Origin of the sequence: Caballeronia sp. ATUFL_M2_KS44, assembly GCF_023630965.1 — a bacterium.
In the GTDB taxonomy this organism is placed as follows: domain Bacteria; phylum Pseudomonadota; class Gammaproteobacteria; order Burkholderiales; family Burkholderiaceae; genus Caballeronia; species Caballeronia concitans.
In genome coordinates, this window is the sequence record NZ_JALQEA010000015.1 from 147,143 (window position 1) to 158,165 (window position 11,023).

Genomic DNA, 11,023 nt, shown 5'->3' on the forward strand with positions numbered 1-11,023 from the left:
GCGCGCCGCTCCTTATTGCATGTGCCAACCGTGACTGACGACGAACGACTGGCCGGTCAGCGCCGCCGTTTCGAACGCGGACAAGAAAAGCACCGTCTGCGCGACGTCCTCGACCGTGGTGAACACACCGTCTACCGTGCCGCCGAGCATCACGCGCCGGATGACCTCTTCCTCGCTGATGCCCAATTCTTTCGCCTGTTCGGGAATCTGTTTGTCGACGAGCGGCGTGCGGACGAAGCCCGGACAGACGACGTGCGAGCGCACGTTGTGCCTCGCGCCCTCTTTCGCGAGCACGCGCGCGAGGCCCAGCAGGCCGTGCTTGGCCGTCACATAAGCCGATTTGAGCGGCGACGCCTCGTGTGAATGCACCGAGCCCATATAAATGACGACGCCGCCGCGATCGTCCTTGTACATATGCTTCAGCGCGGCCCGCGTTGTCAGAAAGGCACCGTCGACATGGATCGCCATCATCTTTTTCCAATCAGCGTAGGCGTAGCTCTCGATCGGATTGACGATCTGGATGCCCGCGTTCGAGACGAGGATATCCACCGAGCCCAGTTCCGCGGCGACCCGGTCGATGCCGCTATTGACGGCCTCTTCGTCCGTGACGTCCATCGCGATGCCGATCGCCTTGCCGCCTTTCGCGCGTATTTCGTTGGCGACCGCGTCCGCGCCTTGCTGATTCAGATCGGCGATGGCCACCGCCGCGCCCGCCTCCGCGAGCGTGAACGCAATCGCGCGGCCGATACCGCTTGCCGCGCCCGTGACCACGGCCGTCTTGCCGTCGAGCTTACCGTTCTGTGACATGCCCACCTCCTGTCGAATGACTGAATGACTGAATGACAACATGCGATGCACAGGGCCATCAAGCTGGCCAAATGGCATAGGAGCAATCGCAATGAAAATGCGAAAGCGCCTATGCCATTCGGCTGACTGTCGCGCCTGGCCGGGAGCGGCTATTGTGCATGAACGAAGCGCCGCGCCGCATCGACGTATGAACCCCGAAGCCGCGCTCGTGCGCTCCGCTACAATCGACTGTTTAGCCCTTTTTCACGCGCCATTCGCCATGCTCAGCTACCGCCACGCCTTTCACGCCGGCAATCACGCAGACGTGCTGAAGCACGCGATCGTCATTCAGGTGCTTCGCTATCTCGGCCTGAAGGACAAATCGTACTGGTACATCGACACGCATTCGGGCGCGGGCGTGTATTCGCTCACCGAAGGCTTCGCCGCGAAGAACGCGGAGTACGAAACCGGCATCGCTCGACTGTGGGACCGCGCTGATTTGCCGCCGCTGCTCTCGGATTACGTCGATGAAGTTCGAGCGTTGAATCCGGAAGGCGGCTTGCGTTTTTATCCCGGCTCACCTTACCTCGCCTGGCGCTTGATGCGCGAGCAGGACCGCATGCGGCTGTTCGAACTGCACAGCACGGAAATCGACGTGCTCCGCCACAATTTCCGCGACGCTGGCCGCCGCGCCATGATTTACGATGGCGACGGCTTCGACGGCATCAAGGCGCTTCTTCCGCCCGCGCCGCGCCGGGCGCTGGTGTTGATCGACCCGTCGTATGAGGACAAGCGCGACTACGCGCGCACGCTCACCTGCCTAGAAGAATCGCTAAAGCGCTTTGCTACAGGGACCTATGCGGTGTGGTATCCGCAAGTTGCGCGCATGGAGTCGCAACGCTTCGCCGATCAGCTAAAAGCCATCCAGCCGAACGGATGGCTGCACGCCGCATTGACCGTCAAGGCGCCGCCGACGGACGGCTTCGGCTTGTTCGGCAGCGGCATGTTCATTCTGAATCCGCCATACAAGCTGGCGAGTGAGTTGAAGGAGGCGCTGCCATATCTCGTCGATGCGCTCGGACAGGACGCGAACGCGTCGTTCAAGCTGGAGCATCGCGCGGACTGACCGCGGCGGGAACAAACGCCGTGTCAGGGATGTGGCGCCCGCTGCCTGCGTGTGTAGCTTCCGCTGCCCGCTGCGGGAGTCGCGCTCTCGCCGCCATATTGGACATACGGCGAAACGATGATCGGCTGCTGCTCCTGCTGCGGCGGTCCGGGTAGCGTGGCCATCGGCACCATGCCGGGCGCGCCGAGCGGCGCACTTTGCAGCACGGTCCCGCTCACGCCGCTGTGAATGCCGGTTTGCGTATCGAGCACGAGCGGTTCGCCGCCAGGCTTGGCCAACGCTGGTTGGCAGAAAGGAAGGGAAGCGGCCACGAGTACACCAATGCCGCAGACGCCACGGAGATGAGCTTTCATGCTCTTGCGAAAGAGGCCTGGCATCGCTTGCTCTATTGAATAGACGAAACGCTTTACCTTACCCCGGTGGCAAGCTTTACGCTAGGCGCTTTCGCCCATGAAATCTCGAAGGAGAATCGATGAAACCATCAAGCGCGCTACTTGCCGTCTTCACCGTCTTCTGCAGCGCGACCGCGATCGCCCAAACGACGGCTCCCGCGCACGGAAGCGCACCGGGCATGGACATGGAGCACCATGCCGCCAGCGAAACCGACTTGCCATCCACTGCGGCTTTTCAGGCAGCGGACCAGGCGATGATGTCGGCGATGTCGGGCATCCAGTACACCGGCGACGCGGATCGCGATTTCGTCGCGCATATGATTCCGCATCATCGGGGCGCGGTGGAAATGGCGAAGATCGAGCTCAAGTACGGTAAGGACGCGAAGCTTCGCAAGCTGGCGAAAGACATCATCGCTGCGCAAAACAAGGAAATCGCGTTCATGAATCAGTGGCTCGCGGCGCACCCCGCGCAGAAGTGAGGCTGCGGAGAATCGACCGGGAAGATTCGCCGGCCACAAACGACAAAGCCCCGCTATGCGGGGCTTTCAGATCAACTTCCGGCGCTCAAAGCGCCCGGCACTCGTGCCTTAGAAATTGTAGCCGTTGCTTTCGAGCGAGCGGATACGCTTTTCAAGCTGCACCACGTCCGACGACTGCGCGAGATACTCTTCGCGGCGGCGTTGTTCGGCGGCTTCAAACCAGATGCTGATTTTTTCGAGCAGGATTGCAAACATGGTGTTTCTCCAAGGATTCTTTCTGTCCCTGGCAGTTCGGGTCAGGGATAACCCGCATTAGGGATAACCCGTATTATAGCGATACGTGCTGCGGCGCGGTAGTGAAATGCTTGCATGACGTGCATTCTGTTTCGGAATGGTGCAAAGGCGGACTTCCGCTAAACGATTGATTTAATTGGCTCGACGCTTCAAGCGGTCTCAAATAAGCACGCTTTTGGTGCACTCACTGCGCCAATTTGTCCAGGATCGGGCAATCGGGCCGTCCATCGCCGTGACAATGCTTGGCCAGGTGCGCGAGCGTATCGCGCATGTCGGTGAGTTCCGCGATCCGCCGATCCAGCTCCGCGACATGCTCCAGTGCAATCGCCTTCACCTCGGCGCTTGCGCGCGACCGGTCTTGCCACAATGCGAGCAGTTTGCGGATGTCCTCGACAAGAAAGCCGAGTCTGCGCGCCTGTCGCACAAACCGGAGCGCGTGCACCTCCTGCGTCCCATACACGCGATACCCCGCCGACGTACGCCCCACCGGATTGAGCAATCCGACGCTCTCGTAATAACGAATCATCTTTGCCGTGACGCCCGATGCGCGGGCGGCCTCGCCGATATTCATAGTCCGCTCCTCATATATCTTCGTCCGACTCTACACCTTCCCATCATGGCAAGGTATACGATGTCGATATCCAAGGCCATTTAAAGAGGAAACCTCCATGACAGAGTTCAATGTCCAGGGCATGAGTTGCCAACACTGCGTCGCTGCGGTGACGCGCTCCATCCAGGAAATCGATCCGAAGGCGCAGGTCCGCGTCGATCTCGAAAAAGGCAAGGTCGCGGTGGAATCCACGCAGTCTGAAGCGGCGCTGAAAGAAGCCATCGACGAAGCCGGTTACACGGTCGTCGGCGTCGCTTCGGCATGAGGGGCGGCGAGCGCTTCACGGTCGCGCTGATCGGCGCCTCCGGTCTGCTCGGGCGCGCCGTCGCGGCGGAACTCGCGCAGAACGCGAAAGAATGGCGCATCGTCCGCACGGCGCATCGGCGTGGCGATGCTGACAACGTATCGCTCGATATCCGTGACCACCACGCCGTGCGCACTTTTCTGCGCGATACGACGCCGGACGCGATCGTCGTCGCGGCGGCGGAGCGTCGTCCGGACGTGTGCGAGAACGATCCGGCGCTCGCCCGCGCGCTGAACGTCGACGCGCTGCGCACGATCGCCGACGAAGCGCGCACGCTCGGCGCGTGGGTTTTGTCGATGTCGACCGACTACGTATTCGACGGCACGCACCCGCCCTATCTTCCCGACGATGCTCCCGCGCCGCTCAACGCCTACGGCCAAAGCAAGCTGGACGGCGAACGCGCGCTGCTCTACGGCGATCCGAAGTCCTGCGTGCTGCGTTTGCCGCTGCTTTATGGGCCGGTCGTCGACTGGAGCGAATCGGCGGTGACGAGCTTGACGCCCGCGATCGTCGAATCGGTGAATTCGGCGAATCCGCCTGCCACGATGGACGCCTGGGCGACGCGCTACCCGACTTACACGCCCGACGTCGCGATCGTGATTCGCGGCATGATCGAGCACCACGCGAGGGGCGCGACCATTTCCGGCATCACGCAATGGTCCGGCGACGAGCCGATGACGAAGTTCGATATCGCCGAACGCATCGCGAAAGTGCTGAACGTGGACGCAAAACTGGTCGCGCAGCGCACGCCGACCGACTCGACGCCGCGCCCGCGCGACTGTCATCTGGACTCGGCCCGGCTAGAATCGCTCGGCATCGGCCGGCGCACTCGATTCGATACGGCGATCGCGCATCTGCTCGCCCACTATCCGGCGCTACCGTCGCAGTGACGTTTCAGTGAAAGTCGCGGCTCGTCGCGGCAAGCCGGCCGAGCATCGCGCTGTGATCTTCGAGTCGGTGCGCGACGAGATGCCGCACATCGCCCTCGTTTTGCCAGACGCCGTGAACGCCGAGCAGCGACGCCCCGAGCAGCACCTTGCGCTGTTTCTCGACGAGTCCCGGCCAGACGATCACGTTGATTGCGCCGGTTTCGTCTTCGATCGAAACGAAAATCGTGCCGTTTGCGGTGCCTGGCCGCTGGCGCACTGTCACGATGCCGCACGCGCGCACCATGCGTCCGCTTCGCAAATCCGCCAGATCGGCGGCCGTCCTGAAGCGCAGGCGCGAGAGCTTCGCGCGCAGCAGCGCAAGCGGATGACGATTCAGCGTGAGCCCGAGGCTCGCGTAGTCATCGACGATTTCGCGCCCTTCCGATGCCTGCGGCAAGGCGAGCGGCGCTTCGGGCATCGGCGCGTCACGCAGCAGTTCGGGCGCGCGCTGCTGCGCGGTCACCGCCCACCATGCCTGACGCCGATGCCCCGCGATGCTCGCGAGCGCATTGCCGGCGGCCAGTGCCTCCAGTTCGCGACGCGACAAGGCCGCGCGCCGCGTGAGATCGTCGACATCCACAAAAGGCGCTTCGGCGCGCGCGATCACGATCCGCTCGGCCGCGGCTTGCGGCAAACCCTTGATCAGATGCAGGCCGATCCGCACGCCCGGCCCGTTGGCGCCGTATCGCTTCGCGGCTAATTGCGTGCGCGCGGCGAGCTTGCGCGCACCGCGCCGCATGGTCTTGCGAAAGACCTGATCCGGTAGCGGCGTGCCGTAGAACTGCTGACGCCGCCGCTCCTTGCCGGGATCGAACACGACGCGCTCGCCGTTGCCGGGCGGCAATTCGAGCACGGATTCCCAGTCGCTCAAGGTGACATCGGGCGCGAAGACTTCCACGCCGTGACGCCGCGCGTCCTGCACGAGTTGCGACGGCGAATAGAACCCGAGCGGCTGACTGTTCAGCAAGCCGGCAAGAAACGCCGCCGGCTCGTAACGCTTGATCCACGCGCTGAGATAAACGAGCAGCGCGAAACTCGCCGAATGACTTTCGGGAAAGCCATATTCGCCGAAGCCCTCGATCTGCTTGCACACGCGCGACGCGAATTCATGCTCGTAGCCGCGCGCGAGCATTTTCTTCATCAGATCGGCCTGATATTCCTCGAGATGGCTGCCGCGTCGCCAGGCGGCCATCGCGCGGCGCAGCTGATCGGCCTGTTCCGCCGAATAACCCGCCGCGACCATCGCGAGCTTCATCACCTGTTCCTGGAAAATCGGCACGCCGAGCGTGCGGCCAAGCACGGGCCGCAGTTCTTCCTTCGGATAATCCTCTTCTTCCAGACCCTGCTTGCGTCGCAAATACGGATGCACCATGCCGCCCTGAATCGGACCCGGCCGCACAATCGCCACTTCGATCACGAGGTCGTAGTACTTCTGAGGCCGCAAGCGCGGCAGCATGCTCTGCTGCGCGCGCGATTCGATCTGGAACACGCCGATGGTATCCGCGCGGCAACACATCTCGTACACCGCCTTGTCCTCGCGGCGAATGTGCGACACCCCGAAGCCCGGAACGCCGCGCCGCAGCGCGACGAATTCGAGCGCACGCCGGATCGCCGACAGCATGCCGAGCGCGAGCACATCCACCTTCAGCAGCTTGAGCTGGTCGATGTCGTCCTTGTCCCACTGGATCACGCAGCGGTCTTTCATCGCGGCGTTTTCGATCGGCACGAGCCGCGACAGCCGCTCGCACGCGATCACGAAACCGCCGACATGCTGCGACAAATGACGTGGAAATCCGCGCAGTTCACGCGTCAGGCGAATGAGATGCCGCGTGATGTGCGAGTCCTCGCTAAAACCCGCCTCCCTGAGATAGCCGGCGACCGCGGACGGCCCGTCCCACCACTGTTGCGACTTGCCGATGCGCTCGATCAGCGACGCGTCGAGCCCCAACGCCTTGCCGACATCCTTCAGCGCGCTTCGCGTGTGATACGTCGTGACCGACGCCGCCAGCGACGCGCGATGCCGCCCGTACTTCTGATAGATGTACTGGATGACTTCCTCGCGCCGCTGATGCTCGAAATCGACGTCGATATCGGGCGGCTCGTTGCGCGCCCGCGAGATGAAGCGCTCGACCAGAAGGCCCATCCGCACCGGATCCAGCTCGGTGATGAAAAGGCAGAAGCAGATGATGGAGTTCGCCGCCGAGCCGCGTCCCTGACACAGAATGCCCTTGCTGCGCGCGAACGCGACGATGTCGTAGACCGTCAGGAAATACTTTTCGTATTTCAGTTCGGCGACGAGCTCCAGTTCCCTGTCGATCTGGCCGATCGTGTCGGCGTCGAATCCGTCCGGCCAGCGCTGCTTCGCGCCCGCGATCACCTTCTTGCGCAGATAGCTGGCGGGCGTCTCGCCGGGCGGCACGAGTTCCTCGGGATATTCGTACTGCAACTCGTCGAGGCGGAAGGTGCAGCGCGCAGCCACCTTCAGCGTTTCCGCGATGGCCGCCTTCGGATACAACGCGCCGATGCGCAACCGCGTGCGCAGATGCCGCTCCGCGTTTGCTTCGAGCGCATAGCCGCATTCTGCGAGCGGGCGGCAGAGGCGAATGGCGGTCAGCGTGTCCTGCAAGGGCTTGCGCGATCGCGCGTGCATCAGCGCGCCGCTTGCCGCGACGAGCGGCAGACCGCTCGCCTCCGAAATCACACGACACGATGCCAGACGTTCGTCGTCGCTGCCGTCCTGCCACAATTCGAGCGCGAGCCACGCCCGGCCCGCCGCGAAACTCGCGAGCCAGTGCGCGCGGTCGAGCGTATCGGCGAGCGTCGCCGAACGTTGCGGCACGAGAATCAGCAGACAGTCGGGCAGATGCTTCAGATGCGCAATATCGCCGCGCAAATCGGTGGCGTCCGTGGCGTCGGACGATGCGGCGGGATCGGTGAAATCTTCCGGCCCCAGCCGATAGGTGCCCTTCGGCGAACGCGACCGCGCGAGCGAAATCAGCTCCGACAGATTGCCGTAGCCTTCGCGATTCGTCGCGAGCGCGATGAGCGTGCAAAACGGCTGACCGTCGCTATCGGTCAGATGCAGTTCGCTGCCGATGATGAGCTTCAACGTCGGCGTGTCGGGCAGCGGCTGGCCGGCGAGCCGCGCGGCCTCGATCGCGGCTTTCGCCTTCGCCTCGATGTCCTTGATCGCGCCATGCGCGCGGACGACGCCTGCGAGCGAACATTCGTCGGTGATGGCGAGCGCGGTATAGCCGTGTTCGAGCGCCGCGGCCGCCAGTTCCTGCGGATGCGAGGCGCCGCGCAAGAACGAAAAGTTGCTCAGGCAGTGCAATTCGGCGTATCCGGGCAAAAGCGTCGACGCGGACACCGCGCCCGAAAAACTGCTTCCCTCGCCGCTCAGCCCGATGATGTCGTTCAGATCGTCCATGGCGGCGTTATCCGAAAAATCCGTGCAGGAACCACGCGCCGCTCAGCCGTTCCCGATACAGCCAGAACATGCGGCCGCGATCGTCCGAGGCGACGTAGTAATCGCGCTGAACGCCGTTGCCGTCCCACCATCCCGCCTCGATGCGCTCCGTGCGGCTGATCAGCTTCAGCGGCCGACGATAAAACGGCCGCTCGTTGCGCAGCTTCAGTGGCTGCGGCGTTTCCAGAATCCACGCCGGGCGCGGCTGAGAAGGCACGGCCAGATCGGGAAGTTCGAGTGGCTCGCCGGGTGCCGTGTCCGCCGTTTCCGCCGGTTCCGCTTCGTGCTCTTGCGCTTCGTCGGGGATCGCTTCGGCAGGCGTTTCCTTCTGCTTTTTTCCGCGCTTCGGCTTGGCATCGCGCACGGCCTGATACGGCTCGACCGTCATCGCCGCCTCGGGCCGATGATCGTCCCGCGCGACCAACTGCACCACGTTCTCCGCGCCCAGGCGCGCGCTCAGCCGTTCGAGCAACTGCGCCATCGATTCCTGATCGGAACTCGGCATCGGAAAAAGCGTGTCGGACGGCGGCGCGTGCTCGCTGACCTTGTCCGCGAGCAGCTTCATTTCGATGACCGGCGCGATGAGCGTCGTCTGGTTCAGCTTTTCGCGCAGCAGCCAGAGGATGTGATCGGCATCGCGCGTCGGCACGGCCCAGGTAATCTCGAGCGTCGATGTCTTCGGCGCGTTGCGCGCGGCCAGTTCGTGCTCGAGCAACAAAGCAAATCCGCTGACTGCCGCGTGATGCGCGCTCAGCCAGCCGGCCAGTTGCAGCACGAGCCGGCGCGCGGCGAACAGCAACGCCTCGGCGTTTTCGACCCGCGCCTGCAATTCCAGCTTCGCCTCGAACGATGCCGGCGCGCAAAACGCCTCGCGCGGATCGGGCGCCTGCCCGTACGCCTGCGCAAGCCATTGCAGGACGCCCGGTCCGAACCGCCGCGCGACGCCCTTGCGCGGCAAGCGGCGCAAATCGGCGAGCGTCGAACAGCCAATCTGCTCGAAGACATTTCCATGCGATTCCACCGACGGAACGAGCGACACCGGCAAGGCGTCGAGCACGCGCACGAGCGTCGTTTCCTTCACGATCCGCACGCGACGCATCACGCGGCGCGTACGCGCGTGCGCGAGCAGCCACGCGCCCCACGCGGTCGGCGCACAGCCCATGCGCGACGTAAAGCCGCATCCCTTCACCGTAGCCGCCACTTTCGACAGCAACGCGCGCAACCCGCCGAAAAGCCGCGTGCTTCCACTGACTTCCAGGAGCACCGTGTTCGCGTGCGCCAGCACGACCTTCGGCGTGAAGACGAGCAAAGCCAGCGCGACGGCTTCGAGCGCGCGCTGTTCCTCGCTGATATCGGCGGCAAGCAGCGTCAGCCGCGGCGCCAGCGCGAACGCGTGGGAGCGCGTGCTGCCGGGCCGCACGCCGAGCCGAAACGCGATGAGATCGGGCAGCAGGATGCGCGCGTGATCGGCCAGCGCGAAACACGGCTGGTCGATGGCGTCTGCCGCGAGATCACTGGGCGTCGGCCTCGCTCCAGGCGAAATCGAACTCTCCGATGCGAATGGCATCGATGGCGGCCTGACTGCTTCGAGCGATAAAAGCGGCAATGTCACCGCTATCCACAACATGTTTGACCTCTCGTGCTTTCCTTTGGCTCGCGCGGCGCAGATGCTCGGGCAACGCAGGCAACTGCAGCGGCAAGCGCAACTGCAACGGCTTTTCCAGCAGCGGGCCACGCCGCTTGATGATCTCGATTTCCAGCATGACGGCCTGCATCCACTCACGACGGTTCATCGTCTGCGCGATGGGTGGCAGTATCGGCTTGCAAACCATGCGTAACGGCGCGGCGGATGATTGCTTCGCGGCATTCAGCGGGCGGAACAGAAACGCCAGCGATTGCGATTCGTGAGCCGCCACCTGAAGCCGTCGCAAGGCTTCGGGCCGCGCCTTCGGCAGCCAGATCAACACTGCACCGATGCCCTCCTGCTTCAACGACTGCTCGGCGGCCCACAACACCTGATCGTCGGGCGCTTTGACCCACACGAGCTTGTTCGGCGCGATGTGCATCGCCCGGAAAGCCGCAAAATTGGGCATCCACGGCGGCGCGATGAAAACAACGGAGCGGCTTTGCGTGGTCGTCAACTCACGAAGCGAGCGAGCAAGCAACCTGATTTCCCCGACGCCGCTTTCTTCGATCAGCAATTCGGTGACGGTGCCAGGTAACCAGCCTGCGCCCGGCAAAACGCGATCGAGCACCCGATATCCACTCGAAATGACGCTCGAATGCGATCCGCTGCCCTGTTCGCCTTGCCAGAGTTGCTGCTGCAAGCGCGACGTCAGCTCGAAATCGAGTAATGAAAGTGCGGCACCCATGAGTTCCCGTTGGACGAATGCAGGGTCCGCTCATGCATGACACGGGACGGCCGCTGGCTGTACTGTATATTTATACAGTATTCCGGCGAAATGCGGTGAACGCGAGGATGTTTGGAGAGGCGCTTTTCGAGCGCACGATGTGATGGGGTAGTTGAGCGTTACAGTGCAGCTGATTTCGCTAGCCCAACGCAAAAACCCCACCTTTTCGGGGTGGGGTTTTTGTTTGCGGCATGAGGAGCCTGACGATTACCTACTTTCACAC

At 63.4% G+C, this 11,023-nt stretch carries 11 protein-coding genes; 4 read left to right on the forward strand and 7 right to left on the reverse strand.

What is annotated here, in order from left to right:
* Positions 1–12: 12 nt before the first annotated feature.
* The gene (locus NCR39_RS08260) at positions 13–807 is read right to left on the reverse strand and encodes a 3-hydroxybutyrate dehydrogenase (protein ID WP_250451750.1); all 795 of its coding nucleotides are present in this window, start codon (positions 805–807) and stop codon (positions 13–15) included.
* A gap of 259 nt (positions 808–1,066) precedes the next feature.
* On the opposite strand from NCR39_RS08260, the gene NCR39_RS08265 reads away from it, so the two are divergent.
* Positions 1,067–1,912, forward strand: coding sequence for a 23S rRNA (adenine(2030)-N(6))-methyltransferase RlmJ (locus tag NCR39_RS08265; protein ID WP_250451751.1), 846 nt, complete (start codon positions 1,067–1,069; stop codon positions 1,910–1,912).
* 23 nt (positions 1,913–1,935) lie between these two features.
* Here the strand turns inward: NCR39_RS08265 and NCR39_RS08270 are convergent, their stop codons facing one another.
* Positions 1,936–2,190 (reverse strand): hypothetical protein, encoded by a 255-nt coding sequence (locus tag NCR39_RS08270; protein ID WP_250451752.1) that lies wholly within the window; start codon positions 2,188–2,190, stop codon positions 1,936–1,938.
* Between the two features lie 194 nt (positions 2,191–2,384).
* On the opposite strand from NCR39_RS08270, the gene copM reads away from it, so the two are divergent.
* Positions 2,385–2,783 carry a CopM family metallochaperone gene (gene copM, locus NCR39_RS08275; protein WP_250451753.1) on the forward strand — a complete coding sequence of 133 codons (399 nt, stop codon included), beginning with the start codon at positions 2,385–2,387 and terminating at the stop codon, positions 2,781–2,783.
* Positions 2,784–2,891: 108 nt separating this feature from the next.
* On the opposite strand, the gene NCR39_RS08280 is transcribed toward copM, so the two are convergent.
* On the reverse strand, positions 2,892–3,038 hold the full coding sequence (locus NCR39_RS08280) for a DUF3563 family protein (protein WP_087128962.1): 147 nt from the start codon (positions 3,036–3,038) through the stop codon (positions 2,892–2,894).
* Positions 3,039–3,261: 223 nt separating this feature from the next.
* Positions 3,262–3,648, reverse strand: a complete 387-nt coding sequence (cueR, locus tag NCR39_RS08285; protein WP_250451754.1) for a Cu(I)-responsive transcriptional regulator — start codon at positions 3,646–3,648, stop codon at positions 3,262–3,264.
* A gap of 97 nt (positions 3,649–3,745) precedes the next feature.
* Between cueR and NCR39_RS08290 the strand changes: the two genes are divergently transcribed.
* Together NCR39_RS08290 and NCR39_RS08295 are read left to right on the forward strand one after the other, a co-directional pair.
* Positions 3,746–3,952, forward strand: a complete 207-nt coding sequence (locus NCR39_RS08290) for a heavy-metal-associated domain-containing protein (RefSeq protein WP_250451755.1) — start codon at positions 3,746–3,748, stop codon at positions 3,950–3,952.
* Positions 3,949–4,881 (forward strand): dTDP-4-dehydrorhamnose reductase family protein, encoded by a 933-nt coding sequence (locus NCR39_RS08295; RefSeq protein WP_250451756.1) that lies wholly within the window; start codon positions 3,949–3,951, stop codon positions 4,879–4,881. The genes NCR39_RS08290 and NCR39_RS08295 overlap by 4 nt, the downstream gene beginning before the upstream one ends.
* A 4-nt stretch (positions 4,882–4,885) precedes the next feature.
* Here the strand turns inward: NCR39_RS08295 and NCR39_RS08300 are convergent, their stop codons facing one another.
* Genes NCR39_RS08300 through imuA form a run of 3 tightly spaced genes read right to left on the reverse strand, consistent with a single transcriptional unit; the run spans position 4,886 to position 10,761 of the window.
* On the reverse strand, positions 4,886–8,350 hold the full coding sequence (locus NCR39_RS08300) for an error-prone DNA polymerase (protein ID WP_250451757.1): 3,465 nt from the start codon (positions 8,348–8,350) through the stop codon (positions 4,886–4,888).
* 7 nt (positions 8,351–8,357) lie between these two features.
* The gene (locus tag NCR39_RS08305; protein WP_250451758.1) at positions 8,358–9,956 is read right to left on the reverse strand and encodes a Y-family DNA polymerase; all 1,599 of its coding nucleotides are present in this window, start codon (positions 9,954–9,956) and stop codon (positions 8,358–8,360) included.
* Positions 9,901–10,761 carry a translesion DNA synthesis-associated protein ImuA gene (gene imuA / locus NCR39_RS08310; RefSeq protein ID WP_250451759.1) on the reverse strand — a complete coding sequence of 287 codons (861 nt, stop codon included), beginning with the start codon at positions 10,759–10,761 and terminating at the stop codon, positions 9,901–9,903. The genes NCR39_RS08305 and imuA overlap by 56 nt, the downstream gene beginning before the upstream one ends.
* Between the last annotated feature and the right edge of the window lie 262 nt (positions 10,762–11,023).